This window comes from Fervidobacterium nodosum Rt17-B1, from assembly GCF_000017545.1.
Taxonomy (GTDB): domain Bacteria; phylum Thermotogota; class Thermotogae; order Thermotogales; family Fervidobacteriaceae; genus Fervidobacterium; species Fervidobacterium nodosum.
The window spans coordinates 1524585-1551501 of sequence record NC_009718.1 but is presented as its reverse complement, the minus strand read 5'-3'; the positions used below and the strand labels follow the sequence as shown (position 1 = coordinate 1551501).

Sequence of the window (26917 nt, the reverse complement as noted above, 5' to 3'; positions counted from 1 at the left end):
TCATTTCTCTATCCAATTTTACCACTTAAAAACTGCTGAGTGATTTCATGCTGTGGATTTCGTAAAATTTCAGCGGTATAATTTTGTTCAACGATTTCACCTTGATACATGAAAACTGTGTAATCTGAAATTCTAGATGCTTGACCTATATTGTGAGTCACTATAACTATCGTAAACTCTTCAGCTAATTCTTCAATTAAACTTTCTATCTTTTGGGTGGCTACAGGGTCAAGCGCGGACGTTGGCTCATCGAAGAGAATTACCTCTGGTTCGATAGCTATAGCCCGTGCTATACACAATCTTTGTTGTTGACCTCCTGATAATCTCAACGCACTCTTATCCAACTCCGCCTTAACTTCGTCCCAAAGCGCTGCTTTTTCAAGGGACCACTTAACTTTTTCTTTTATTTCCTTTTTATCTGTTATACCGATAAGTTTCAATCCATAAGCTATATTATCATATATAGACATGGGAAACGGTGTTGGTTTTTGGAAAACCATCCCTATCTTCCTGCGTAAAGTATAAATATCAACATCTTTATCGTATATATTCTTTCCATGGAATAGAATTTCACCATCAACCTTGAAATCTGGTATTAAATCATTTATCCTATTTATACTTCTCAAAAGTGTGGACTTCCCACATCCAGAAGGTCCCATAATCGCGGTAATTTTGTTCTTGTATATTTTTAAATTTGCATTTTTTACAGCTTTCTTTGCACCATAATAAGCGTTAAAATCCTTTATATCCAAAACAAGCTCATTAGAAATATTCTTCATCTCTCTTCCCTCCTAAACATAAATGCTAATGTGTAGACTAATATAACGAAAACTATAAGAACGGACGCTGTTCCCTCTGCCATCCAACGTGCCTTCTCACCGTAGGCTGCCGCTAAGAAATACAAATGTGTTGGCAGTGTCATGACTGGTGAAAGTAAATTTCTTGGAAGGTCGGTCGCATAAAATACCGCTGCAGTGAGTATCAACGGTGCAGTTTCTCCTATCGCCCTTCCCGCAGAAACGAAAGAAACTGTCAATATGGATTTTTTTGCTGCGGGCAACAGCATTTCAAAGATCACTTCACTTTTCTTCGCGCCAAGTGCGTAAGCAGCTTCTCTCAATTCCATAGGAATTGCCCTCATCGTTTCGTAAACTGATGATGAAATGACAGGCAAAACAAGGAGTGATAATGTTAATCCACCAGCTAAAATAGACGTGCGCATTCCCATAGTTATACAAAAAAGCCCAAGACCGAAAAGCCCATAAACAACTGAGGGAATTCCGCTAAGAATAGTCACAACGAACTTTATATATTCAAGATTGTATTCAGACAAAACAACACCAAGTAAGATACCAAGAGGTATACTTATCGCAAGTGCCGTTAACGTTAAAAGCAAAGACCCAAGAATAGCTGGGAAAATTCCTCCACCTGTCATTCCATCTTTAGGAAATTGAGCAAAAAACGTTAAATTCCAGTATTTTAAACCTGGTATAAAGGCAAGCAAAAACAAAACAATTATCATCAAAGAAATTAAATACGTTAAAATCCTCAAAAACACATTCGCTCTTTTATTTTTCTTGGATGATTTACTATTAATAACAAGCTCATTTACATTTATCTCATTCATTTCTTATGCCTCCTTAAAATGGAAATTGAAACAATTTCAAAAATAGTGGAAAAGATTATGAGTATAAATCCAGCGGCAAAAAGAGCATGATAATGCATAGAGCCTCGTGCTGTTTCTGGCATTTCACTTGCTATTGCGGCCGTCAATGTTTTCATCGGGTCAGTTAACTTTTGAGGTACTATTGAAGCTCCTCCACCAAGTAATAAAACCACTATCGTTTCTCCCACAATCCTATTGGCCGTAAGGACAATTGCGTTCATAATACCAGGAAGAGCTGCTTTGGAAGTAACTTTTGTGTAAGTTTTGAACTCGTTTGCTCCAAGCGCGGCACTTGCTTCTTCTAATTCGCGTGGTACGTTATCTAAAGATTCAAGAATGAGTATAGTGGCAATAGGTATAGTCAAAAAGAAAAGTCCTATGAGCGCAAGGAGTAAATTTTGAGGCGAGTATATACCAATTTTTGGAAAAAGCGGGCTCGCAAAATCTAAAAGCACAAAAGCTATTATCACGGAAGGAATACCAGATAGATATTCAAATATCCTCCGTATTACATATTTTTCTCTAAAATAAGCGTAACCATGGAGATATAAAGCTATAAAATAAGCTATTGGTAAAACCAATAATGAACCAAGTACGGTTATCAATATTGAATTTACTATAAGATTTCGCATTCCAAATTCTGGAGGATCCCAAACAGGATACCATTGATTCGAAAGAAAAAGTTCTGCCCCAACATTTTTTAGGGCAGGAAGAGATTCTTTAATGAGATACACATATATTCCAAAGAGAGTGCTTATTGCCAATATCGCAGGTACAATTAGCAGCAGGTTCCTAACTCTATCTTTTAAAGCTCGATTCATGTGAATCTCCTTTCTAAAAAGGTTTTAATTTTTAAATTATTTAGATTTATATGAAAAGGTAGATGGTTGCTTTCAAATATCCGCATAACCATCTACCTTGTGTATATTCCTTATTACTGACCTAACGCTGCGACAAAGCCTGCTTTTTCAACCAATTCTTGTCCTTTCTTTGACATTATGAACTTAAGATATTCTGCGACTGGACCTTCTTCCGGCCAACCGTTTGTTACATCCACGAACACAAAGAGCGGTCTTGAAAGTGGGTATTTACCAGCCAATATATTTTGCTTTGATGGCGAAATGCCATTTACTGTGAGAACCTTAACTTGGTTCGGATCAACATATCCAACGCCAAAATAAGCTATTGAAAATGGTGTTTTTGCTACTGTTTCAAGTTCTGCCATAGATGATTCCAACATCCTTACCCTTGGAGACATCTTTTCATCACCTAAAACCTTTTCTTTAAAGACCTCGAATGTACCAGAAGCCGTATTTCTCGAAAACGCTACTATATCTCTCGCTGGAAGATTTGGATCAATTTGGTTCCACCTTGTTATTTTCCCAGTGTAAATATCTTTCAATTGTTGGATTGTTATATTCTTCATCTGAATATCTTTGTGTACAACTATCGCTATACCGTCCCACGCAACCAAAATAGGGGCAAGCCACTTTTTCTGATTGAACATATTCTGCACTTCTGAATTCTTAAGCCATCTACTTGAGTTGGCGATATCCGTTGTATTGTTGAATAAAGCAGCTATACCCGTAGAACTACCTGCGCCTTCAAGTGTAACTTTTATTTCGGGATAAAGTTTGTTGAATTCCTCAACCCAAAGTTGCGCAACATCAAGTAACGTGTTTGAACCTTTGATAACTAAAGTATTCTTATCCACTGCAAAAATGTTTAAAGCGAGAACTAAAACCAAAATACCTAATAAAAATCTTCTCATAATATGCACCTCCCAGTTTTTGAAGTTTACAGCTTAATTTTCTAATAGAATTATTTGGAAAAAATTTTGAAACGTTAAGAAATATTAAGAAAATTTGGAAATGATTCCAAAAAAATATGCAAAAATTGAATAAGTAATGTATAATTTATATTGGAATTTTCAAAATTCTTCAAACTCAAAAATAGGAGGTGCTACTATGGTTAATTTTTCTAAGAAAGCTCTTGTTTTTCTATTTTTATTAGCTGTTGTTTTCTCATACGCAGCAACAGAACTGGTCATCCATTATCATCGCTGGGATGGTAATTACGATGGTTGGAACCTATGGATTTGGTGGGTAGAGCCTATCTCTAAAGACGGCGCGGCATATCAATTTACTGAAAAAGATGATTTCGGTGTCGTAGCAAGAGTTAAATTCGACGAAACTTTGACAAAAGTTGGAATCATTGTTAGACTTAATGAATGGAAGGAAAAAGATGTTGCGATGGATAGATTTATATCGATAAAAGATGGAAAAGCGGAGGTGTGGTTGTTGCAAGGTATCGAACAGATATACACAACAAAGCCAGATACAAGCCCAAGAGTACTTTTCGCTCAAGCTAGAGCACAGGATGTTATCGAAGCTTACTTAACAGGACAAGTTGATACTACAAAAGTTAGCGCAAAAGTTACAGTCGACGGTGTTGAAAGAAAAGTTGCAAAGGTTGAAAAAGCAAATCCAACGGATATATCAAAAACAAACCACGTAAAAATCACTCTTGCTGAACCAATAAAGCTTGACGAAGTCAACAAAGATGTCCAAGTTGAAATCGAAGGCTACAAACCAGCAAGAGTAATCATGATGGAAATCTTAGACAAAATATACTACGATGGTCCACTTGGTTTTGAGTATTCTCCAACTAAAACTACAATCAGAGTATGGTCTCCTGTCTCAAAGACAGTAGATTTACTACTTTACAAAAATTGGGATGACAAAGAACCTACAAAAGTCGTACCTATGAAATACATCGGAAATGGCGCGTGGGAAGCCGTTCTCGATGGTGATTGGGAAGGTTGGTTCTATAGAATAAGATATTTCAGTTACGGAGAGTATAGGGAAGGAGTAGATTACTTCTCCAAAGCAGTCACGAAAAACTCTGCAAAGAGCGCAATCATAGATCTGAAAAAGACAAACCCATCTGACTGGGATAAAGATGTAAGACCAACCATGAAAGCTCTTGAAGACGCTATAATCTACGAAATTCATATTGCAGATATGACAGGACTTGACAACTCCAATGTCAAAAATAAAGCTACATACCTTGGCCTTACCGAAAAGGGTACAAGAGGACCAAATGGCGTTACAACTGGTTTAGACCACCTTGTTGAATTAGGCGTTACGCATGTGCATATCCTTCCAATGTTTGATTTCTACACAGGTGATGAATCAGAAAGAGATTTTGAAAAGAGCTACAATTGGGGATACGATCCTTACTTATTCACAGTACCAGAAGGTAGATACTCAACAAACCCAATTGACCCACACGTTAGGATAAACGAAGTCAAGCAAATGGTCAAAGCATTACACGAAAATGGAATAAGAGTAATACTCGATATGGTATTCCCACATACATTTGGTATCGGCGTTCTTTCACCATTTGACACAGCGGTCCCTTACTATTTCTACAGAATCGATAAGACAGGCGCTTATTTGAACGAAAGCGGCGTTGGAAATGTCATGGCAACAGAAAGACCAATGCTTAGAAAATACGTTATTGATACATTGAAGTGGTGGGTATTAGAATACCATGTTGATGGATTCAGATTCGACCAAATGGGTCTCATGGATAAGAAAACAATGCTAGATTTGGAAAAAGAATTGCACGCTATAGATCCAACGATATTGCTCTACGGTGAACCATGGGGTGGTTGGGGTGCTCCAATAAGATTCGGAAAATCAGATGTTGGTGGAACACACATCGCTGCATTTAACGATGAATTCAGAGACGCTATGAGGGGTTCCGTGTTCAACGCAACAGTCAAAGGTTTCTTAATGGGCGCGCTTGCAAAAGAAACAGCGATCAAACGTGGCGTTGTCGGAAGCATTGAGTACGACGATGTAATAAGAAGCTTTGCAAAAGACCCAGAAGAAACAATTAATTACGTTGCATGCCATGATAACCACACACTTTGGGATAAAAATTACTTAGCAGCTCAAGCAGATACAAACATAAAATGGACAGAAGAAATGCTCAAAAACGCTCAAAAATTAGCTGGAGCCATACTATTAACTTCTCAAGGTATACCATTCTTACACGCTGGCCAAGATTTTGCAAGAACCAAAAAAGGTGATGAAAATTCATATAACTCACCAATTTCAATAAACGGTCTTGATTATGCAAGAAAAGCAGAATTCATAGATGTCTTCAATTACTACAAAGGACTCATAGAAATCAGAAAAGCTCATCCAGCATTCAGACAAAGAACAGCAGATGATATAAAAAAGAAAATCACATTTTTGCCAACCACAAGGAAAATGGTTGCCTTTACAATCAAAGATGAAAACGATAGCTGGAAAGAGATACTCGTCATATACAACGGTGATACAAAAGACCAAGATTTTACATTACCAGAAGGCACATGGAACGTAGTAGTCGACCAACAAAACGCAGGTACAAAAGTATTGTATCAAGTTAGTGGAAAAATAACTGTAAAATCCATATCCGCGATGGTAATGTACAAGTAAAATTAAAATTATTGAAAAAACTATCAGTATTGTGGTATAATATCCCCAAGAAAGGGGGTAGGATATATGCCCAAAAGGATTCTTGTCGTGGAAGATGAACCAAACATGAGACTATTGGTTACGGAAGAGCTTACCGATGCTGGCTATGACGTAGATGAAGCGGCAAATGGAGAAGAAGCCCTAAGAAAATTCACAGAAAAAACATACGATCTTGTAACGATTGATATAGAAATGCCAGGAATGAACGGACTTGAACTTGCCGGAAAATTGAGAGAAATAAAGCGTGATGTTAAATTAGTATTGTTAACCGCTTATTCGCATTACAAAAGTGATATGGCTTCTTGGGCCGCTGATGCTTACGTTGTTAAATCTTCTGACTTGACAGAATTAAAAGAAATAATAAGCCGTTTAATTAACATGTGATATAGTGCCCACACCAGACAAAAAGGGGTGGGCACTCACCCCTTTTTGTCTTTATATATACAAATATAATAATTATCATATAAATTCTAAGCAAAATCAGGAGGTGTTTGAATTGGATTACAAAGAAACATTGAACTTGCCACAGACCAACTTCCAAATGAAAGCAAATTTAGTCCAAAAAGAACCAAACATGCTTAAATACTGGGAAGAGAAAGAAATTTACAAAAAAACGCTTGAGACCCGCGAAGGTGCTCCAACGTATTTGCTCCATGATGGACCTCCTTACGCAAATGGAGATATCCATCTTGGTACCGCAATGAACAAAATTTTGAAAGATTTCGTAACAAGATACAAAACGATGCGTGGTTACAGAGTCCCATACGTACCTGGATGGGATACACACGGTCTTCCAATCGAGCACAGAGTCACAACAACCCTTGGCGAAGAAGCAAAGAAAAAATCTCCAGTTGAAATAAGAAAACTTTGTAAAGAATTCGCTTTAAAATACGTGGATATTCAAAGAGAAGAGTTTAAAAGACTTGGCGTGAAAGGCGATTGGGAGCATCCATACATAACACTCACACCAGACTACGAGTACCACATATTAGATGTATTCAAAACATTGGTTGAAAATGGGAATGTCTATCGTGGCAACAAACCAGTTTACTGGTGCCCAACTTGTAGAACCGCGCTTGCGGAAGCAGAAATCGAATACCACGACCACGAATCTCCATCAATATACGTAAAATTCCAAATGGTTGACCAACCAGATACATACGTTGTCATCTGGACAACAACACCTTGGACAATTCCTGCAAACGTTGCAATAGCGCTCCATCCAGAATACGAATATTTGAAAATCAAAGTTGGAAACGAATACTGGATTGTCGCCGATGGTCTATTGCAAAAATTCGCTTCAGAAACAGGTATCGAATTCCAAGTAACCGAAAAATTCTTGGGAAAAACCTTAGAAGGCAAATTAACAAAACATCCTTTGTACGACAGAACTTCCGTTATCGTACTCGCCGATTACGTTACCCTTGAAGATGGTACTGGTTGTGTCCATACAGCGCCTGGACACGGTGAAGAAGACTATCAGACTGGTTTAAAATACAACCTCCCAATCTTATCGCCAGTCGATGACGAAGGAAAATTCACAAAAGAAGCTGGAAAGTACGAAGGATTGAAAATCTGGGACGCAAACAAAGTAGTAGTCGAAGATTTAGAAAAAGCAGGGGCATTGATAAAATTTGGAAAAATTAGCCATAGTTATCCACATTGCTGGCGCTGTAAAGGTCCCGTTATGTTCCGTGCAACACCTCAATGGTTTATCTCTGTCAACAAAAACAACTTAAGGGGAAAAGTTCTTGAACAAATAAAGAAAGTAAAATGGTACCCATCATGGGGAGAAAATAGAATCACCGCGATGGTCCAAGAAAGACCTGACTGGACTATATCAAGACAAAGAGTTTGGGGTGTACCAATCCCCGCAGTAAAATGTAAGTCATGCGACGAAGTTACACTCGATCCAAAAGTTATAGAACACTTTGCGAATATAGTCAAAGAAAAAGGTACTGACGCTTGGTTCGAACTTGACATAAAAGAACTTATACCATCTGATTTCTCCTGCCCAAAGTGCGGAAGCAAAGAATTTGAAAAGACTTACGACACATTAGACGTTTGGATTGATTCAGGTTGTTCTTGGGAAGCGGTTATAAGGTCAAAGGGTGAGAAATTCCCCGTTGACTTGTACTTGGAAGGCGATGACCAACACAGAGGATGGTTCCAAAGCTCAATATTCCTCGCAACAGCAAAGACAGGAAATGCGCCATTCAAAACAGTTGTTACGCACGGATTTATCAAAGACGAACAAGGCAGAAAAATGAGTAAATCACTTGGAAACGTAATCGACCCAATGGAAATTGTAAATAAATACGGTGCGGACATACTAAGACTATGGGTGGCAAGCACCGACTTCTTTGATAACATAAGGGTTGGAAAGAATATAATAGAACAACAAGTTGAAGTATATAGAAAACTTAGAAACACGCTCAGATACTTACTTAGCAACCTTTACGACTTCACAGAAAATGATATCTTACCATACGAAAAACTACTCCCACTTGACAAATGGGCACTTGGAAGATTACAGAAATACATTGAACAAGTAACACAATATTACGAAGAATTCGAATACTCAAAAGTTTACAACGCAACAGTAAAATACTGTACTACAGAATTAAGTTCCATCTATCTTGACATACTTAAAGACAGACTTTACGTTGAAGCCAAAGACTCAATTTACAGAAGGTCTGCGCAAACAGTACTTTATTACATCCTCGAAGCACTTATCAAAATCCTTGCGCCAATTATGCCATTTACAGCTGAAGAAGCTTACCAAGAAAGTCCTCTGAAAAAGTATGAAAGCGTACACCTTGAAAATTGGCCAGAAGTGAGAAAAGAATTTATCAATGAAAACTTACTCGAAGAATTCCAACAACTGCTGCTTGTTAGAGACGACGTTCTAAAAGCACTCGAAAACGCACGTTCTTCTGATGTAATCGGTCACTCACTTGACGCACATGTTAAAATCGAACCTAAAAACAGCGAAATTGGTCAATTACTTGAAAAATATGCCGATATGCTGGAAGACTTCTTTATCGTATCAAAAGTCTCTATATTAAACGAACTATCAGATGGTATAAACGGGCAGCTTGTGACTGTATTAGTTGAACATGCGGAAGGTCAAAAATGTCAAAGATGTTGGAAATACCATCCAGATACAGGAAAAGATGAAAATCACCCAGAAACCTGTCCAAGGTGTAGCGCAGTGCTGAGAGGGGAAAGAAAATAAAAAACATGACTATTAAAAGATTAAACATAGAAACATTTAGAAAATCTTTTGTTTATAAGATTCTAATATTAACAATATTCACATTCTTTGCATCCTCGGTGGTGTACGCCGCCGAGGCTTCTCAATCGATACCTTCAAAATTGGGAATTAAAAAAATAGAGTTAAATAAGACTATAAAAGTCGACGGAAAAAATTATCCGTACACCTTTTTAGATGGAATGCTCCTTAAAGATGGTGAAAGAAAAATTACAATAGACAACAAGACATACACCGTGGAAGTTAAGACACAACCAGACAAAGAACCTATTGAAGTTACCCAATCTTTGTATGCTTATACATTCACCAAAGCGGCTTTAGTAATTAATCCAACCAACCGTTCGTTAGGAAATCCGGTAAAGAGCACGGAAGTAACCTTGTCTGAAAATCCTCAAATCGCGGTATTTGAAGATGAATTCGGTAATATCTCCGATGTTATATTCATCCCTCCACTACTTGAAAAACTAGACATACTAGATTCCCAAGTCCCAATAACAAACATATCTGGGAAAAAATTCTTACTCTCTTCAAAATCACCTTACAGACTCCTGAGCAAAGTTATTCTAAACGAACAAAGTGGGCTCATACTTGAGGAAGGCGTGGTTATAATGAACGCGCTCAATTCTGAGCTAAACATCAAAGGTTCATTCATATCAACAGGTCCAATAACTATCCTCGAAAGCGGAAGATTAAGCGTAACCCAAAGTGGCATACTTTACTTAAATGGGAATGCTTACACTACAAACATAAACTCCGATATAGGGGCTTTAATCTTTCTTGATAACGCGAAGGCCAACAATGCCAATTTAGTACTACCAAATTTTGTCGTCATAAGAAATTCTGAGCTTCAAAATGTAACAATAAATGGCGCTTACGCTGTGTATATAATAAACTCAAAGATAGAAAACCTAAACATCCAAAATTGCGGAAAAGTATATATAAACAACTCTGTAGTAAACACCTTCGTGACTTCTCTACTTTCCAAAGTAATCATGTACGACTCTCAAATAGACAACTCTGAAATCTCGGATCTTTCTGAGCTGAACATAGTTAATTCGAAAATTTCATCGCTGAAAATTCTAAAAGGTGGATTAGTTAAATCAAAAAATTCTGAATTAAACCAAATTGATATTGATGATTATTCAATAATCTACTTATTCAATACAAGTGCAAACGCGCTCAACGTAGGCAATGGAAAATATTACAACCTTGAAAGTAAGATAAAAACAATAAACAAAATTAAAAAATGAAATCTTTCAGATTGTGGGGGTGAAAATGATGAATGATTGTGTATTTTGCAAAATAATCGATGGGCAAATACCTTCTGAAAAAGTATACGAAGACAATGACTTTATCGTTATCAAAGACATTCGCCCAGTCGCTCCTGTTCATCTGCTTGCGATATACAAAAAACACATTGCGACAATAAACGACCTTTCCGAAGAAGATTCTAAAAACATGTGGAAACTATTTGAAGTGATAAAAAAAGTAACAAAAGACCAAAACCTCGAAAGCTATAGAATCGTCCAAAACAATGGCAAAGACGCTGGTCAAGAAGTTCACCACATACACTTCCATATAATCGGCGGAAGAAAATTAGGCGCTTTGGGTTGATTGAATCGATTCTGAGCTATCAAAATACAAATAATCAAACAAATTCACCAAAAATCGGCAATTGACATACAGATATAGGTAAGATAAAATCAAATTAGAAAAAGTGAATATTCTCCCAAGGGGAGCTCCATACTGCGGGGCTGAGAGGAGGGAGGCAATCCCTCGACCCTACGAACCTGATCCGGGTAATACCGGCGGAGGGATTGGGAGTGGTAATTATTGTAAAAAAGTTAAATAAGCAAAATGAAATATCAAAACAAAAATCCCTCCGAAGAAAATTCGGAGGGATTTTTTATTGTAAAAAACTTCAAAACAGGGAGGAGATGAGTATGAAAGACTTAAAGATTTCCCAACTTATCGTAAAGCATTACTTCCAAAAACTAAACGATGTGCTGAATGTAGATGTAGCTATAGCTGGATGTGGGCCAAGCGCCCTTGCTCTTGCCACAGAACTTGCCAAAAATGGTAGAAAAGTAGCGATTTTTGAGGCGAAAAACGAACCTGGCGGAGGTATTTGGGGCGGTGGAATGATGTTCAATGAACTAGTTTTGGAAAGTGAACTCGAATGGTATTTGAAGGAACATCATATTAAGTACAAAAAGGAAGATGAGTTCATCGTTGTTGATGCCGTGCACTTTGCTTCCGCAATGCTTTACAACGCAACGAAAAATGGTGCGTATATATTCAATAACGTATTCGTTGAAGACCTTGTTATGTACAATGAAAGAATATCCGGTGTTGTCATAAACTGGATGCCAACTATAAAGGAAAAATTACACGTCGACCCTATAACGGTTGTAGCTAAATTCACAGTTGACGGCACGGGACATCCAGCAAATCTCGTCAGATTACTCTCCAAAAGAGGAATAATTAATTCTGTAAAAGGTTCTTCGGAAAACCTTTGCTCATGCGGAGTTGTTGAATACGAATTTCCAATGGACGCTGAGAATGGTGAAAAATTCGTCGTTGAAAACACAAAAGAAATTTACCCCGGTCTTTACGTCATGGGCATGGCGGCGGTAAGTGTCGGTGGTGGACCAAGAATGGGGCCAATTTTCGGTGGAATGATAATGTCTGGTCTTCGCGCTGCTGAATTGATAGAAGAAGAGCTGAAAAGAATAGAAACCTCAGAAGATAAGATGTGGGTGAGAGTATGACACAACTTGAAATGGCAAGAAAATCTCAAATATCTCCAGAAATGTCAATTTGTGCAGAATATGAGGGTGTAGATGTTAAAGAAATATTAGAAAAACTTTCTTCTGGAAAAGCCGTTATACCAAAAAACAAAATCCACAAAATATCAAGACCAATGGTTGTCGGTGAAGGATTTTCTGTAAAAGTTAACGCAAACATTGGAACATCACTTGGCTATAGTTCACTTGAAGAAGAAATCGAAAAGTTAAAAGTAGCTATAGACTCTGGTGCGGATTCCGTCATGGTACTCTCCACGTGGGGAGATTTAAAGGAAATGAGAAGAATTTTAGTCGAAATGAGCCCTGTGCCGGTTGGTTCAGTACCAATTTACGATTCCGCTGTTCTTTCGTACAAATCTGGAAAAAACGTTGTAGATTTCTCAGAGAAAGATTTCATAGATATGGTTAAATCGCACGCAGAAGATGGTATAGACTTCATGACCATTCACGTTGGAATAACGAAAAACGTGCTTGAAAAGGTTAAAAACAACCAAAGAATACTAAAAATAGTTAGTCGCGGGGGAGCGATTGTCACAGGCTGGATGATAAAAAATAACAAAGAAAATCCTTTCTATGAGTATTTCGACGAGATATTAGATATAGCTAGAGAATACGACGTAACGCTTAGCTTAGGTGATGGCATGAGACCCGGCGCTATTCTTGATGCCACTGACCATCAACAATTGGAAGAATTGTTCGTTATGCGCGAATTGGTTGAAAGAGCTTGGGAAAAAGGCGTACAAGTCATGTTAGAGGGTCCTGGACACGTACCACTCAATGATATAGAGATGAACGTGAAATTGATGAAAAAAGTGGGAAAAGGTGCTCCAATATTTTTATTAGGTCCCCTCCCCACAGATAGAGGTGTTGGATACGACCATATAGTTAGCGCTATTGGAGGAGCTTTGGCAGCTTACTATGGTGCCGATTTCCTGTGTTATGTAACACCATCTGAGCATGTTTCACTTCCAACTGTTGAAGATGTCAAAGAAGGTGTTATAGCTTCAAAAATAGCAGCAACGATAGCCGATGTGGCTCGTGGAAACAAAAAAGCCTTAGAACTCGAAAAACAAATGGCCATAGCAAGGAGTAAATTTGATTGGGAGAAGATGTTCGAATTGGCTATCCACTCTGAAAAAGCTAAAGATTACTTAAAGAAAAGACCATACGAAGAAAAAGGCTGTTCGATGTGTGGTCCTTTTTGCGCAATAAAAATAGCTAACGAATACGCAAAATAAATAAAATCAAAAGGGGATAAAAAATGCGAAAAGGCATATCAACAAGCATGATAAGGGCAAATATCGAAAAAATAGAAACTTTACCGGTATCATCACATTACGAACTCACATTTTTTAAGCAACAAGATGTTGAGACAGTCTTAAACTTCCTAAAAAAACGAAACGCGACATTTGGAATACATGCACCGTTTATATACAAATACAAAGAAACGCATCCATTCCCAACGCACCTCTTAGAAGATTTGAGAATAGACACATACATAACGAACGTATTTTGTGGTAAATTTGCAAAAAACATAGGCGCAGAATATATAGTAATCCACTTTCCAAACGCAAAGCAGAAGGATAATTGGAAAAAGGAAAAGATAGTAAATCAAGCGATAAACCATATCGTAAATTTAAATCGAATTATAGAAACTAGAATTGAAAATGTATATTTAAATGATTATTTCCATAATCCACAAGATTATGTATGGCTCGCGAAAGAAACCAACACTAAGTTATGCATAGATATCGGCCATTTACTCATAGACACTGAGTATTACATGCTTGATCCCATAGACTTTCTCAATCAAACAATCGAGTACACCAAAGAATACCATCTTTATTACGCTGATATTGAAACATACAACAAATGTCACCATGCGCCGTGGGGGGATTCTTTACAATTCAAAAAGATACTTGAGCTTATAGCCCAAGTTAAAAAATTAGATATAGATTTGGTAATCGAGCCATCAAACGATTGTCCAAATGAATTGAGTAAGCTCTTAGAGTATTGGGAGGCGGTGTAAATATGTCAAATACAGTACTTGTCGTATCTGGATTTGACCCATCGGCGGGAGCAGGGATTTTACAGGATATAAAATCGTTATCTTTGCTTGGAATAAGTGCGATAGGAGTTGTTAGTGCTTATACAGTTCAAAATAGCGAGAAAGTCTTTCTGGCAAAATTCAGAAAATGGGAAGAAATAGATTCAGAGCTAACAGTTCTTCCCAAGCCTGATTATATAAAAATAGGGCTCATATCTCCTGAAATGGTCAAACTCATTCGAGAAAAATACCCAGATGCAAAAATTGTTTGGAACATTGTTCTCAAAGCAAGTTCTGGGTACGAATTTGAGCAAAGAGAAATCGTTAAAGAAAATTTTGATTACGCCGATTACATTGTTTTAAACAACAAAGAAGCGCAAGAGTTAGATGTTAAACCTTCAGAAAAATTTATTGTAACGTACGGCCATACCGAAGGAGAATACATTAGCGTTTACTATAATGACAAAGAGATGAAGACAAAAAGAATTAAAGGACCTAAAGGTTCATCATTCCACGGAACTGGATGTGCTTTCACAAGCATTTTCACAGGATTTCTATCTATGGATTACCCCGTGGAAGAGGCTATTCAATCTGCGATGATTGTAATGAGCAAAATTCTAGAAAGAAGTACGGAAATACAGCAAGTGCAAAGTGAAAAACTCGCCCGTGAGTGGATGAAATACGACGCATTAGAAAGCCTAAGAATCGTGAAGGAAGAAATAGAAAAGATAGGCCACTTAACTATTCCAGAAGTTGGCCAAAATATCTCTTACGCACTTCCATGGTCGCAATGCGAAGAAGACGTGGCTAAATTTCCAGGGAGAATAAGACTAAAGGAAGGAAAAGCGTGCTTTGTCTCAGACCCGTCTTTTAATGACAAATCGCACACAGCAAGAATGGCTATAACGGCAAAGTCGTTCAAACCTTACGTAAGATGTGTAAGCAATGTGAGATACGAAGAAAAATACATAGAAAACGCTCTGAAACAAGGTCTGAAAGTATTTAAATACGATAGAAACTTAGAACCTGAAGAGATTAAAAACAGCGATGGAAGTTCCATGCAATGGATGATAAAATACGCCTTAGAAAAAACAGAAGAGCTTCCCGATATCATTTACGATGAAGGTTGGTATGGAAAAGAAGCGATGATAAGAGTATTCGGAAGAAATCCTCAAGAAGTAATACAGAAAATAAAAATAATCGTTGGCATTTCAGAATAGCAAAAATTAAAGGCTTCGGAAAAAGACCGAAGCCTTTAATTTTTATCAACCATTAAAAGCCTTTTTCAAATTCACCATCTCCAACGCAGCCATAGCTGCTTCAAACCCTTTGTTACCACTCTTTATTCCAGCTCTATTCAAAGCTTGTTCTACAGTATCCGTTGTCAACACGCCAAAAGTGATAGGAATCTTCGAAGTCATATTAAATTGAGCAACAACCTTTCCTATTTCATTAGCGACAATATTGAAATGGTAAGTCTCACCTTGGATAACAGCAGCTAATACAATTATCCCATCGTATCGTTCCTCCTGCTTTGTCATCAAATTAAGTGCATACGCAACTTCCATACTTCCCGGCACTCTAACAACTTCGATGTCTTCGTATCTCACACCATGCCTTGTCAAACAATCTACAGCACCCTCAAGAAGCCTTTCAGTAACGGTACTATTAAACCTTGACAAAACTATCCCAAAACGCAAACCTTCTCCTGAAAAACCGCCTTCAATTACTTTGTAATTTTTGTAACCGTTGCTCATAAATTGACCTCCTTTGACCCTTCAATCTCTATCAAATGACCAAATTTTTCTACCTTAGTCTTTAGATAACTCACATTGAATTTCGTTACTTTCCCATAAAGGCTCACACGTTCAACGACGCTTATCCCATAACTTTCTAAAGCCTTAACCTTGTTTGGATTATTCGTTAAAAGCCTTACTTTATCAATGCCAAGTGCTTTTAATATCTGACTTGCCGCTGCATAATCGCGCTGGTCAGGTTTAAACCCCAGTTTTACATTCGCCTCGTACGTATCCAACCCTTTATCTTGAAGTTCATAAGCACTTATTTTTGCGCTTAAACCTATATCCCTCCCTTCCTGCCTAAGGTAAATAAGCACTCCTCCATCTTTTTCTATCATCTTCAAAGCTTTACCAAGTTGCGAGCCGCAATCACACCTTAGAGAAGATAAGCAATCGCCAGTCACACATTCAGAGTGAATCCTTACAAGTGGCACACCTTGCCATCGCTTAACAAGCGCAAAATGCTCTTTGTAATCTAATTTATTGTCAAAAGAAACAATTTCAAATATCCCATATTCGGTTGGTAATTTCGCAGTGGATTTAATCTTGATAAGTTCATTACTTAAAACGTAAAGTCTCCATACATCTTTAATACTCATAGTCTTCAATTCAAACTTCTCAGCTAATTTACTTAAATAATCAAAATCATGCGAGTCGCCTCTCTCGTTTAAAATTTCAACAATAACAGAGTAAGGCTTAAATCCACACATTTTCATGAGCTCAACCGAAGATTCGCTGTGCCCACGCCTTTTGGAAAAATCCTGCGAACCAATCAACATCACATGACCTGGATACCTAAATTCACTTATTTTTTTGTCTCTATTAGCCAACGCCCTGCAAGTTACCGCCCTTTCATACGCACTTATCCCTGTACCATCACCAAAATCTATTGGAATAAAATAATTTGCGCCGTAATTCGTGGGCAACTTGAAAAATCCTCTGCTCAGTAAATCACCTTCCGGTGCAACCAAACAAAAAAGCCCTTTACCATACCTGACAAAAAATTCAACCATACTCTCATCGATAAGCTCGGCTGGATAAACAAAATCCCCTTCTTTTTCTCTATTCTCATCAATTAATATAAGTGGTTTACCCGAAAGAAAATACTCCCTCAAATCCTTCAAAATACCCAATTCAATACTCATACATCATCCCATCCTTATACCCCTTCTCAAGATTATTTAATTCATTATGAATAAACCTTGCTAATACATCAATCTCATAGTTGACATAGGAACCAGAGGTAATAAATTTAAACGTCGTATTTTCTATTGTGTGTGGTATAAGTTGAACAGTAAAAGTATCAAGAGATGCATTCGCGATAGTAAGACTAACTCCGTTCAAAGCTATAGAACCTTTCTTAACAACTCCCCATCTTTCCTTTGGCATTGAGAAAGTAAGATACAATGTTTTATCGTATATATGCTTAGCTATAAGCTTCACCATACCATCGACATGACCAGTCACAAAATGTCCAGAAACAGAATCTCCAAGTTTCAAAGCCCTTTCCAAATTAAATAACTTCTCGTATTTAATATTAGTTAACTTCAACGTTTCCGCCCCAACATCGAAATACATAAACGAATCGTCAAAATCTGTAAGTGTAAGACAAACACCGTTAATGGCAATACTCTCTCCCAGTGATAAATCTCCCCAACAACGCTCAATTTTCAACCTATTCCCCACCAAAACTCCCTTTGCTACCTTTTGTATTATCCCTGTGAACATCTCTTCATCACCACCAAGAATTCTTTCTTATTCTTCGAAACTTTAAAATGCTTAATCGAAAAATCGAAAGGGGAATCTATAAAATTCACTATATTTTCAAAAATACCTTTACCTTTACCCAAAGCTTTCAATCCGTAAAAACCATAAATCTCATCGGCAAAGGGCAAAAATTGGCTGAAAATCTCGCTCCCACCTTCTACTAGCACAGAATCTACACGTTCTTCCTTGTAAAGTGTCTTAAGAATCTCAATCGGTTCCAAAACATTAAATATCTTCACTCCATTCACTCCATTGAGCTCAGGAGCACTCACTTGCTTTTCCGTAAAAACAATCACCTTTTCGCCTTGAAATACGTTCAAATCTTTTATCTTTTCAAAAATAACACCTCTTTTATCAAGCACAACTTTTATAGGATTCCTCTTCTTGCTTTTTAAAAACCTAACGTTGAGCGTCGGATTATCTTTAATAACCGTACCTGCGCCCACTAAAACCGCCATATGTTCACTTCTCAATTTGTGAACAACCTTCCTCAACTCATCTGTAATCCATTTAGAGTTTCCGTTAACATCCGCGATTTTCCCATCAAGCGTAGCAGCGTATTTTAACGTAACATATGGAATCCCAGTCTCAACGGACTTAAAAAAGAACTTTGCCAATTCTCTCGCTTCTTCCTCGAGTAAGCCGATGTGCACATCCACACCATTTTTTCGCAATTTCTCAGCACCGTTTCCACTAATTGGATTAGGGTCCGTGCAAGCTATGTAAACCTCCTTTATTCCAGACTGAATTATCAAATCGGTACACGGTGGTGTCTTGCCATAGTGGTCGCACGGTTCAAGAGTTACGTACATAGTTGAACCGGAAATATCAATCCCTGCGTTTAAAGCAGACAATATCGCATCCCTTTCAGCATGGTACCCACCATAGTATTTGTGATATCCCATACTCAAAATCTTACCGTCTTTAACAATAACGGCACCAACAGGTGGGTTAGGATTTACAAACCCAATACCTTTCTTTGCAATAACTATGGCAAGTTTCATAAATCTTTCATGAACCTTATCTTCGTTCAGAAAAATCACCCCTTTTGAAGAATCAAAAATAAACGCCCCGAGAGTCTTTTTACTCTCGGGGCTTGATTACTAACCATTTAACATCTGAGCACAATAGCAAATGCTCTTGGTACTCTCTCCCATCCGGACTTTCACCGTCGGCTCCGGAATTCCACCGGATCAACCTTCCTACAAAAAACTTAAAAACTTTCGGAAGGCTCGCGGGCTTTCACCGCCGGTCGGGAATTTCACCCTGCCCCGAGAGTACCCTGAATATTTTCGCCTTTTCGAAATATATTATACCATATTACATTTTAAAATATATCTTTCTGTTTTGTTTCAACGCCCATTATCCCTGCGATAATTGATGAGATAATAGAAAGTAAAGCAAGGTAACCAAAAATCTCAAGGAACGATTTATTATTGGCGAGCATAAAACCACCGTACTGAGGAGCCAATATACCTGCAATCCTTGCTATAACCCCCGCCATGCCATTCCCAGTTCCCCTCATCGCTGTTGGATAAAGTTCTGGTGTGTATGCGTAAACTAACCCCCAAACGCCCAACGTGAAGAACGATAAAAGTAAAGCAACAATTACCAATTGAACCGTCGAACTAACGAATGCCCATATAATAGAAGTAATAGCCATACCGAGCGTGTAAACAACCAAAGATTTTTTCCTTCCAATCTTCTCTATAAAATAAGCCGCAGAAAGATATCCTGGAAGTTGTGCAACCATCATAAAGAAAGTAAACCACAGAGATTTAGTCGCACTTAGTCCCTGCTGAGCGAATATCTTAGGCGCCCATGAAAATAGCGTATAGTAAACAAAACTCACCGTAAACCATTGAATCCATATCATTACAGTACGTTTAAAATAAGCACCCTTAAGTATATCAATTACACCTACTTTCGATTCGGGAATAGGCTCTATGTTATCTTCTATTTTAATCGAAAACACCTTTTCTAGCTTTTCTTTACCAGACTTTTTGAAAACAAACCTCGGTGATTCGGGAAGTTTAAACAACATTGGAAGCAACAAAATACCTATCAAGAAAACATAGTAACTTATCCTCCAACTAACACCAACCGTTAAAACAGAAATCAATCCAATGATTATACTTCCAATAGCCCAGCTAGCTTCAAGAAGAACCAGGTACGCCCCTCTTAATCCCCTACCTGTAAATTCAGCCATATAAGCATTCACAGATGGCATAAGGCCACCGTAACCGATACCTGCCAACAAACGAAGTACAATAAAAGTGCCAACATCTTTTGTAAACCCCAGCAACGCTGTGAAAATAACAGTAAATAAGAAATAAAGAATATTGGAAAGCTTCCTACCAAACATATCAGAAACTATTCCAACACTCAGTGCACCTATAAGCATACCAACGAATGTGGAGCTGATAACATTAGCAGAAGTTGAAACCGATAAATTCCATTCTTTCGATATATTCGGTAAAGTAAAAGACAAAACCAAAACTCCCGCTGCGTCAAACATCCACATCAGAGAAGTAATAAAAAGCATTTTCTTTTGATAGTTAGGCGCGATCTTTTGTTCTATTACACTGTCTAAACTTACCACATTTACCACCTCCCAATTTTGTATTTTACCATACATTACACTTATTGTCTATTGATGACAAAAAAATAAAAGTACAAATACAATCGAAAATCAGACAAAATTGGTGTATAATTATTTGATGTTACAACAAGAAAGAAAAACCATCGGAGGTGATTGGCTATAAAAGTACTTGTTTATTTACCAATCAAAGTTGATGTGGCAAAACGATTGAACTTACCTGTTAAATTACCAGTTTTAGCGGAAGATTTGCCATTAATAACTGACCAAGATAACATTCCACTCGATGTTATACTCAGAGGCTTAGAAGAACAGTACAAGGTTGAGAAAAGTGACTATTGGTTATCTTACCTTGTATATTTTTACTATGAAAAATTCAAAGTTTTGCTAAACGAAAAAAATTACGCAGAAGCTGAAGAAATACTAAAAAAAGTAAAAGAACTCCATTACGACTATCGTTACCATTTCTACAACGCATTACTCCAAGCAAAAATGGGGAACTATGAATTCGCTGAAATCGAATTCAAACAAGCTTTAACACTTAACCCAGACTTTGCCTTAGCTTACTATGAACTAGGTAACGTACTATTCGCAGAAAAAGATTACGAAGATGCAATAGAAGCGTACAGAAAAGCTTACGAAAAAGACCCAAACTTCTTATTGCCTCTATTGAAAATAGGCGATACTTACATGGAGCTCGGTCAACTTGACGATGCGGAGATGTTTTACAAATCCATAATCGCACGCGACAAACTGCACCAGTATGCAACAAAAGAAGGGCTCGAAATCGAACCCATGCCAGAGGCATACCTCAGATTAGGTGTTTTATACAACCTTAGGCAACAATACGAAAAAGCCGAAGAAATATTCAAATTGGGACTTAGCACCGGTAAAAAAGCTGAGATTACCTACAATCTCGCTTATACACTTACAAAATTGGGCAAACATATGGAAGCTTACAAAATATTATTGGATTTATCAAAAGAAGTCCAGACACCAGAAGTCTTAAACGAACTTGGCATACTCCAAAGAAGACTTGGACTTTACGAAGAAGCATACGAAACATTCAAAAAAATAGAAGAACACTTCCCAGAAAATTTTGAAAGGATACAATTTTACGTTGGCAAGAAAGACTTTGAAAGTGAATACATCAACGAAATGAAAAAGGCGGAAAGTGTCTTAGAAAAAGTGAAATTCCCATTTGAAAAAGAATTGGAAATAATCATAGAATCAACGGACGATGATGGAAATATATTGATAGACAAATTCGCTGAAATTACAAAAATAAACATTCAACCATTCGATAATCACAACCCAAACTTTGAAAACTTCCCGTACATACTCTCAGGAATGTACATAGCGGGTACAGACCCAATTATAATGGAAAAGAACGCAACGATATTAACAATTGCGACAATAGGTACAGGACTTCCATTAGCTTGTACAACTACCATTCTAAGACTTTACCAATACATACTCTCTAACGAAAGCAACGTTGACCATTTTATAGAAGACATCCATCCGGAAATTGATGAACTACACTTCGACTTTTCTAAGCAATTGCTTCAACTACTCAATCAACCGTTGGATAACTTCTTCGATGCAGAAATCACAAATTACGCTGAATTCACACTCAACCTCGTAAAAGCCATTGGATACTTTCCAACAAAAGAAGAGATTAAGAACATAAAAAACGAAATGCTCAGAAAAACTGTCGGATTTTTCGTTGAAATAATGGATAAAATAAGAAAAGCATAAAATAATTCATTGAAAAAATATTGATATAAAACATCCAAACAAAGAGCGGTTATATTCCGCTCTTTGTCTTTTTTACATACTTTACTCTAATTGACACTTATTTACCTTAGATGTAAAATATTAACAAGAAAAAACCAAAAAAGAGTGAAAACGATAGTGTTAACTTGTAGTGATGAAAGAGTGTAATTGTGAAAGAATGCGATTGATATTGCCATTGTGCGTTTTCCAAAGATTCTTCACTACACAAAATCCTTGAATATATTTCGCTAAGTTCTTCGTATTCTTCAGCCCTCGCTTGAGTCGGAAAAAGTCTTTCAACAATGAAAACTTAGATTCACATTGATTGTTTTTACCGAGCGGTACCACTACGTGATTGATATTTCTGAACAACAGCTTTACTGCACTTTCATATGCACCAAGTCCATCAGTAATAAGTTCAATGTTTCTAGGTTTTGAATTACCAAAGAACTTCTCGAGCAATACTTTGACTTGTCCCATATCACGATACTTTGAGACATGCCAACAAAGAATTAAGTTAGTTTCGTGATCAACTAATAGCCAAACATAGTACTTTTGTTCTTTGAACACAAGAACAGTTTCATCAGCATGAACTGAGAAAACATTTTCGATGGTAAATGTTGGAAAAAGTACAGAGAATAAAGTACACAATTTAATAACCCATTTGTATATGGTGACATGAGATACTTTGATATTAAGAGAATGAGCAAGAGAGCGATAAGACATATTGTGTTTCATATACAAAACAAAAGCCTTTAAGACGAAAAAGATAGGGAAGCGGAAATATTTAAATTTCTCAGGAATAAGGGTGACTGGTTCGGGGAGGTTAAAAGGTACTCTATCTTTGGTACGACAAGCTCTACAACGGAAGACAACGAAAGAGCGACGGACTTTGTAAATTTGCATAGATTTACCACAAGAAGTGCATTTGGGATAAGGGAAAGGGAAGTTTTTGCGTTTTTGAGAATGGGAGAGTTTGAAAGAATGATGGCAGAGTTTGCAAAGGAATTGTTGGTTACCGTATTTGTCATGACCGTTTTTGTATAAGCTGGTGGAACCGCATTTTGGACAAGAGAGCGTTGAGTTGTTCATATCGGGATACCTCCTTTGTCGAGAGTTGGTTGGGGGGTGTCCCCTCTTTAAGAAGATAATATGATTTTTGAAATTTATCAATACCTTTGGTTAACAAAATCATAACCAACAAGGGGGGGTTTTATTTGGCTAAGAAAGCTCAGAAATTCACGAAATATCCTTCTGGACTGAAACAAGAAGTTATCAGACTCTATTTGGAAAAGCATCTTCAAAAGAACAAGATTGCATCTTAGGCATCGACGAAGGTAGAGTAATAATGTGGATAAAGAACTACCTTACCCATGGAAACGTGGAAATGAAAAGAGGAAGACCAAAGAAACAAGCACATGAAAAACAGCTGGAAATGTCAAAAGCAGAGGAAGCGTATTTGAAATTAATCATGGAAAGACAGGTTAAAGAAAAAGATAAAAGAGCAAAGGCAGAAACAATCAACTAAGCACAGAATTCAGCATCAAGTTGTTGTGTGAAATAGCAAACATATCAATAAATGCATATTACCGAGCGATAAATAAGAAAGACAAAGATAAGGAACTAAAAGAAAGGATAAAGGAGATATACTTCAAGCACAATAGAACATACGGATACAGAAGAATAACAATGGAGCTAAGAAACGAAGGGATGATGATAAACCATAAAAAGGTATACAGAATAATGAAAGATATGGACTATGTGCACGGATAAGGAATAAAAATTACACAAAAAAAAGCGACAAAAGAAGAACAGCAAAGCGAAGCTGTATTTGATGATAATTCAAGATAACAAACTGGTATGGACTAACCTGAAAACTTTTTCAGCCATTATTATTTAAATTGCTCACATCAATTGAATAACACTCGCAAAATTGGGTAAGTATCCCTTCGTATTCTTTAAGTTGTTGTTGGTATAATCTGAGTCTTTCAATTTCGTGGATGAGTAACTTCTCGTTCAAGGGCCAGTACTGAGCAATAGAGTTATCTGCGAGTTCTTTTAGAAAGACTGGAGAAATATTTGGTTCCCTGCCGATAGCTTCTGAATAATAAGCTTTTAAGGCTTCGAGAGAAGTTTTCTGTATTGCTTTAGCAGAAGGAAAAGAGAGAAGAAATTCTAAAGTAGAATCACTGTAGATATTAGTAAACCTTTCGAGTTCAGGGAAAAGGACAATAAGAAGTTGTTTGATCTCACTCTTGGATTCTGAAATCTCTTGGATAACTCTCTCACGTTCTATAACAACATCACGAAACTCAGTATCAAGGAATGAGGAAGAAGAAAGTTGTTCTTGAAAATAAAACAAAGTACAAGCAATAGAGTAAGCATGGGATTTCTCGTTCTCGGTCTTTCTAAAAGAATCACAAGGAGAATCTTTAACATTCAAAGGTTTAAAGGCAACGCAAGAGAAATCTTTAACAAGGAACGAAAGCAAATTGACTTGGTTGCACGCAGTAGATTCTAATGTTAAAACGATGGAGTCTTTGGGAAAAGAAGAAAGACTTTCAGCAAATGAGGAAAAACCTTGGTTAGATATCTCAAAATCTTTCTCAAAGATGATGGAATTGGGATTGTGAATTACGCAGGCATTAAAGTTACCATTGGAAACATCAATACCTACGAAAACAGAAAAAACTTTACTATCCATGGCATGACCTCCTTTGATTGGAATAAAAGGCAAGTGCCTGCTGAACAAAATCTCCAGTATGACAAGGGTTGCAAACCCAACTAACTTACTATGATTGAACAGTCAACAGATTCTACAAATTACTTGAAAGCCAAAATGAGAGAAGTTGTTCTGTCCTTACCTATCTTTTAACTAGAATATTTATACCATAATTTTATGTAGGAGGTCGATAGAAAAGTATATAAAATTCTACAACGGGAAGTAGCATCAGAAGAAATTAAAACAAATGGCTCCGGTAAAGAACCGAAGCCATGTGATGTGAAGAGTTAGTCAGGAATACGATTTTTCACCTTTCAAGCTTTCAAAAGTGGGTTCATAGTGGACATCATTTCTATCACTTTGAAATATTATCTTGACCTCCTCCTACCCCTTTTAAGGGATTGGCTTCCTGCTTCATTGCACGAAACTTATCAAGACCTTTGGGTTGGCCCCAAAAATCTTGACAGCGGTCTCGTGCTCCACAGGCTTTACTTCGGACCGGTCCAGCCCTACGAACTTCAGCATATTATAGGTTGCGTTTAAGTCACGATCCAGTTCACTGCCACAAGCAGGACATTTGTATACTCTGTCAGAGAGTTCTAAGCTCTGTACGTTGCCACACCGGCTGCAAGTCTTCGTGGTAGGTTGGAATCTATCTATGAGTACAGTAGAGACTCGAAGGCTGTCCCTCAGTCCTCGCTTTATCATCCCTACTGCACTCGTTTGTATTGATTTGCCAAAACTCCCCTTGTGCCATGCCTGGATGTTATCGTCTTGGTAGATTAGTGTATCGTACCTGTATAGCAATGAGATTACTTTATTAACTACATCCTGCCTTACGTTTACTATATGTTCATATTCTTTCCTAACCTTTTGTTTGACTTTTTGCCTATTTCTTGAACCCTTCTTCTTGCATGATAATGTCCGCTGCAACCTTTTCAGTCTTGGTGTTTCTTCTATCTTCCATTCTATTTTCAATCCATTGGAAAGAACTACTCCCGTTGGTTTGAAATCTATTGCTGCTGCTTGATTAAATGTTTTCCACTCCCGTCGTTTGACTATTTGCTTGCGATTAACTCTGTTTTGCCAAACCTTTAGGAAATCTTCTTTGCCAATGTAGCATGTCACATGCAGGTATATCCCACTTGCTTTTCTCACAAGCTCTGCTTTTGCAATTTCGGCATCCTCTGGTATCTGGTGACCTCCGAGTACACGAATTGGTTTGTTGAACCCTTGTAATTTAACTTTCGTTTTCTGCTCGTTCGTAAATTTAAAAGTCTTCCCGTATTGTTTAAGTGGTATGCTGTTTACTTCTCTTTTAAACTTCAGAGCACCTACTTTATTACCTTTCTCTTTCGAGCTGTGTAATGCGTACAAGTTCCTCTGAATTCTTTCTACTATGGACTGTTTCATTTGAGAAGATAGATTAATGATTGGTCTTGTTTCAAACTTATCCCCTACTTTGACTTCAACTTCTGACAGTTTATATGATTCATATTTGAGCCTATTGTCAATATCAGCTACAATGTGATTGTACAACCACTTAGCTTCAGAGAACAAGGCAATCAGATTCTTTCTATCTGCCTTAGATAGCGAGTTGAGATTTACTTTCAGTTCATAGACCACTGGAACTTGCTCTTTATGTCTTTGTTTAGTTTGTTGGATAGCTTGCCTAATTCTCTCGGCTTTTGTCATGTTACCCCCACCAAGCAGAACAAGCTCTACCAAGTGAAAGAGCTCTTTAGCCAGTGAAATGTTCAGCCCAATACCTTGAAGTACATGTCCTTTCAGGTAGATTTACGTAACAGTTACAAGAACATCAGTTTTTATAATTATAACATTTTCAACTGTTTTTTCCAAATCATCATGGAACAGATGATATTCAGTGCAGGACCTTAATAATACACAGAAAACACCCTCGAATGTGG

23 protein-coding genes, 1 pseudogene and 2 riboswitches are annotated in these 26917 nt (G+C 37.4%); of the genes and pseudogenes, 12 read left to right on the top strand and 12 right to left on the bottom strand.

What is annotated here, in order from left to right; all coding sequences use genetic code 11:
* Positions 1 to 8: 8 nt before the first annotated feature.
* The 4 genes from pstB to FNOD_RS07455 all read right to left on the bottom strand — a co-directional run bounded on the left by pstB (position 9) and on the right by FNOD_RS07455 (position 3437).
* Positions 9 to 779 (bottom strand): phosphate ABC transporter ATP-binding protein PstB, encoded by a 771-nt coding sequence (gene pstB, locus FNOD_RS07470; protein ID WP_011994581.1) that lies wholly within the window; start codon positions 777 to 779, stop codon positions 9 to 11.
* Positions 776 to 1627, bottom strand: a complete 852-nt coding sequence (gene pstA, locus FNOD_RS07465; protein WP_011994580.1) for a phosphate ABC transporter permease PstA — start codon at positions 1625 to 1627, stop codon at positions 776 to 778. Before pstA ends, pstB begins: the two co-directional genes overlap by 4 nt.
* On the bottom strand, positions 1624 to 2487 hold the full coding sequence (locus FNOD_RS07460; RefSeq protein ID WP_011994579.1) for a PstC family ABC transporter permease: 864 nt from the start codon (positions 2485 to 2487) through the stop codon (positions 1624 to 1626). The genes pstA and FNOD_RS07460 overlap by 4 nt, the downstream gene beginning before the upstream one ends.
* A 113-nt stretch (positions 2488 to 2600) precedes the next feature.
* A complete protein-coding gene (locus tag FNOD_RS07455; RefSeq protein WP_011994578.1) occupies positions 2601 to 3437 on the bottom strand; it encodes a phosphate ABC transporter substrate-binding protein in 837 nt (278 codons plus the stop codon).
* Between the two features lie 196 nt (positions 3438 to 3633).
* Here FNOD_RS07455 and pulA point away from each other — a divergent pair, with 196 nt between their 5' ends.
* The 9 genes from pulA (at position 3634) to FNOD_RS07410 (ending at position 15546) form a co-directional block, all read left to right on the top strand.
* Positions 3634 to 6159 (top strand): type I pullulanase, encoded by a 2526-nt coding sequence (pulA, locus tag FNOD_RS07450; RefSeq protein ID WP_011994577.1) that lies wholly within the window; start codon positions 3634 to 3636, stop codon positions 6157 to 6159.
* 66 nt (positions 6160 to 6225) lie between these two features.
* Positions 6226 to 6582 carry a response regulator gene (locus FNOD_RS07445; RefSeq protein WP_011994576.1) on the top strand — a complete coding sequence of 119 codons (357 nt, stop codon included), beginning with the start codon at positions 6226 to 6228 and terminating at the stop codon, positions 6580 to 6582.
* Positions 6583 to 6694: 112 nt separating this feature from the next.
* On the top strand, positions 6695 to 9436 hold the full coding sequence (gene ileS / locus FNOD_RS07440) for an isoleucine--tRNA ligase (RefSeq protein WP_011994575.1): 2742 nt from the start codon (positions 6695 to 6697) through the stop codon (positions 9434 to 9436).
* Between the two features lie 5 nt (positions 9437 to 9441).
* Positions 9442 to 10722, top strand: a complete 1281-nt coding sequence (locus FNOD_RS07435; protein ID WP_011994574.1) for a hypothetical protein — start codon at positions 9442 to 9444, stop codon at positions 10720 to 10722.
* A 28-nt stretch (positions 10723 to 10750) separates the two neighbouring features.
* Positions 10751 to 11086, top strand: coding sequence for a histidine triad nucleotide-binding protein (locus tag FNOD_RS07430; RefSeq protein WP_011994573.1), 336 nt, complete (start codon positions 10751 to 10753; stop codon positions 11084 to 11086).
* 108 nt (positions 11087 to 11194) lie between these two features.
* A riboswitch (TPP riboswitch) is annotated at positions 11195 to 11307 on the top strand.
* 108 nt (positions 11308 to 11415) lie between these two features.
* A complete protein-coding gene (locus FNOD_RS07425; RefSeq protein ID WP_041257209.1) occupies positions 11416 to 12243 on the top strand; it encodes a sulfide-dependent adenosine diphosphate thiazole synthase in 828 nt (275 codons plus the stop codon).
* Positions 12240 to 13517 carry a phosphomethylpyrimidine synthase ThiC gene (thiC, locus tag FNOD_RS07420; protein WP_011994571.1) on the top strand — a complete coding sequence of 426 codons (1278 nt, stop codon included), beginning with the start codon at positions 12240 to 12242 and terminating at the stop codon, positions 13515 to 13517. The genes FNOD_RS07425 and thiC overlap by 4 nt, the downstream gene beginning before the upstream one ends.
* A gap of 23 nt (positions 13518 to 13540) precedes the next feature.
* Positions 13541 to 14308 carry a sugar phosphate isomerase/epimerase family protein gene (locus FNOD_RS07415; protein WP_011994570.1) on the top strand — a complete coding sequence of 256 codons (768 nt, stop codon included), beginning with the start codon at positions 13541 to 13543 and terminating at the stop codon, positions 14306 to 14308.
* A gap of 2 nt (positions 14309 to 14310) precedes the next feature.
* Positions 14311 to 15546 carry a thiamine-phosphate synthase family protein gene (locus FNOD_RS07410; RefSeq protein ID WP_011994569.1) on the top strand — a complete coding sequence of 412 codons (1236 nt, stop codon included), beginning with the start codon at positions 14311 to 14313 and terminating at the stop codon, positions 15544 to 15546.
* Positions 15547 to 15591: 45 nt separating this feature from the next.
* On the opposite strand, the gene ribH is transcribed toward FNOD_RS07410, so the two are convergent.
* The 5 genes from ribH to FNOD_RS07385 form a co-directional block, all read right to left on the bottom strand.
* On the bottom strand, positions 15592 to 16083 hold the full coding sequence (gene ribH / locus FNOD_RS07405; protein WP_011994568.1) for a 6,7-dimethyl-8-ribityllumazine synthase: 492 nt from the start codon (positions 16081 to 16083) through the stop codon (positions 15592 to 15594).
* Complete coding sequence (locus FNOD_RS07400) at positions 16080 to 17270, bottom strand: bifunctional 3,4-dihydroxy-2-butanone-4-phosphate synthase/GTP cyclohydrolase II (RefSeq protein ID WP_011994567.1); 1191 nt, start codon at positions 17268 to 17270, stop codon at positions 16080 to 16082. Before FNOD_RS07400 ends, ribH begins: the two co-directional genes overlap by 4 nt.
* Entirely contained in the window at positions 17260 to 17799 is a 540-nt protein-coding gene (locus tag FNOD_RS07395) for a riboflavin synthase (RefSeq protein ID WP_238374581.1), read from the bottom strand. Before FNOD_RS07395 ends, FNOD_RS07400 begins: the two co-directional genes overlap by 11 nt.
* A 38-nt stretch (positions 17800 to 17837) precedes the next feature.
* On the bottom strand, positions 17838 to 18935 hold the full coding sequence (gene ribD / locus FNOD_RS07390) for a bifunctional diaminohydroxyphosphoribosylaminopyrimidine deaminase/5-amino-6-(5-phosphoribosylamino)uracil reductase RibD (RefSeq protein WP_011994565.1): 1098 nt from the start codon (positions 18933 to 18935) through the stop codon (positions 17838 to 17840).
* Between the two features lie 98 nt (positions 18936 to 19033).
* Positions 19034 to 19175: riboswitch (FMN riboswitch) on the bottom strand.
* Positions 19176 to 19219: 44 nt separating this feature from the next.
* Positions 19220 to 20494 carry an MFS transporter gene (locus tag FNOD_RS07385; RefSeq protein WP_011994564.1) on the bottom strand — a complete coding sequence of 425 codons (1275 nt, stop codon included), beginning with the start codon at positions 20492 to 20494 and terminating at the stop codon, positions 19220 to 19222.
* Positions 20495 to 20647: 153 nt separating this feature from the next.
* Here FNOD_RS07385 and FNOD_RS07380 point away from each other — a divergent pair, with 153 nt between their 5' ends.
* Positions 20648 to 22249: a tetratricopeptide repeat protein gene (locus tag FNOD_RS07380; protein ID WP_011994563.1), complete on the top strand. Its 1602-nt coding sequence runs from the start codon at positions 20648 to 20650 to the stop codon at positions 22247 to 22249.
* Positions 22250 to 22408: 159 nt separating this feature from the next.
* Here FNOD_RS07380 and FNOD_RS09725 read toward each other — a convergent pair whose 3' ends face one another.
* Positions 22409 to 23359, bottom strand: coding sequence for a DDE-type integrase/transposase/recombinase (locus tag FNOD_RS09725; protein WP_011993230.1), 951 nt, complete (start codon positions 23357 to 23359; stop codon positions 22409 to 22411).
* A 256-nt stretch (positions 23360 to 23615) separates the two neighbouring features.
* On the opposite strand from FNOD_RS09725, the gene FNOD_RS07370 reads away from it, so the two are divergent.
* Together FNOD_RS07370 and FNOD_RS10015 are read left to right on the top strand one after the other, a co-directional pair.
* On the top strand, positions 23616 to 23795 hold the full coding sequence (locus FNOD_RS07370) for a hypothetical protein (RefSeq protein ID WP_041256970.1): 180 nt from the start codon (positions 23616 to 23618) through the stop codon (positions 23793 to 23795).
* A gap of 134 nt (positions 23796 to 23929) precedes the next feature.
* Positions 23930 to 24048: pseudogene (locus FNOD_RS10015) on the top strand (IS3 family transposase); the annotation flags it as partial.
* 101 nt (positions 24049 to 24149) lie between these two features.
* Here FNOD_RS10015 and FNOD_RS07360 read toward each other — a convergent pair.
* On the bottom strand, positions 24150 to 24971 hold the full coding sequence (locus FNOD_RS07360) for an IS110 family transposase (RefSeq protein WP_011994562.1): 822 nt from the start codon (positions 24969 to 24971) through the stop codon (positions 24150 to 24152).
* Positions 24972 to 25403: 432 nt separating this feature from the next.
* Complete coding sequence (locus FNOD_RS07355) at positions 25404 to 26684, bottom strand: RNA-guided endonuclease InsQ/TnpB family protein (RefSeq protein ID WP_011994561.1); 1281 nt, start codon at positions 26682 to 26684, stop codon at positions 25404 to 25406.
* Positions 26685 to 26917: the final 233 nt, after the last annotated feature.

Coding starts and splice junctions, on each gene's coding strand:
- FNOD_RS07455 (WP_011994578.1), bottom strand. CDS start 3,437: ATGAGAAGATTTTTATTAGGTATTTTGGTTTTAGTTCTCGCTTTAAAC.
- FNOD_RS07415 (WP_011994570.1), top strand. CDS start 13,541: ATGCGAAAAGGCATATCAACAAGCATGATAAGGGCAAATATCGAAAAA.
- FNOD_RS07370 (WP_041256970.1), top strand. CDS start 23,616: ATGTGGATAAAGAACTACCTTACCCATGGAAACGTGGAAATGAAAAGA.
- FNOD_RS07460 (WP_011994579.1), bottom strand. CDS start 2,487: ATGAATCGAGCTTTAAAAGATAGAGTTAGGAACCTGCTGCTAATTGTA.
- pulA (WP_011994577.1), top strand. CDS start 3,634: ATGGTTAATTTTTCTAAGAAAGCTCTTGTTTTTCTATTTTTATTAGCT.
- FNOD_RS09725 (WP_011993230.1), bottom strand. CDS start 23,359: ATGAACAACTCAACGCTCTCTTGTCCAAAATGCGGTTCCACCAGCTTA.
- FNOD_RS07435 (WP_011994574.1), top strand. CDS start 9,442: ATGACTATTAAAAGATTAAACATAGAAACATTTAGAAAATCTTTTGTT.
- FNOD_RS07360 (WP_011994562.1), bottom strand. CDS start 24,971: ATGGATAGTAAAGTTTTTTCTGTTTTCGTAGGTATTGATGTTTCCAAT.
- FNOD_RS07410 (WP_011994569.1), top strand. CDS start 14,311: ATGTCAAATACAGTACTTGTCGTATCTGGATTTGACCCATCGGCGGGA.
- pstB (WP_011994581.1), bottom strand. CDS start 779: ATGAAGAATATTTCTAATGAGCTTGTTTTGGATATAAAGGATTTTAAC.
- FNOD_RS07425 (WP_041257209.1), top strand. CDS start 11,416: ATGAAAGACTTAAAGATTTCCCAACTTATCGTAAAGCATTACTTCCAA.
- FNOD_RS07430 (WP_011994573.1), top strand. CDS start 10,751: ATGAATGATTGTGTATTTTGCAAAATAATCGATGGGCAAATACCTTCT.
- thiC (WP_011994571.1), top strand. CDS start 12,240: ATGACACAACTTGAAATGGCAAGAAAATCTCAAATATCTCCAGAAATG.
- ribH (WP_011994568.1), bottom strand. CDS start 16,083: ATGAGCAACGGTTACAAAAATTACAAAGTAATTGAAGGCGGTTTTTCA.
- pstA (WP_011994580.1), bottom strand. CDS start 1,627: ATGAATGAGATAAATGTAAATGAGCTTGTTATTAATAGTAAATCATCC.
- FNOD_RS07400 (WP_011994567.1), bottom strand. CDS start 17,270: ATGAGTATTGAATTGGGTATTTTGAAGGATTTGAGGGAGTATTTTCTT.
- FNOD_RS07355 (WP_011994561.1), bottom strand. CDS start 26,684: ATGACAAAAGCCGAGAGAATTAGGCAAGCTATCCAACAAACTAAACAA.
- FNOD_RS07445 (WP_011994576.1), top strand. CDS start 6,226: ATGCCCAAAAGGATTCTTGTCGTGGAAGATGAACCAAACATGAGACTA.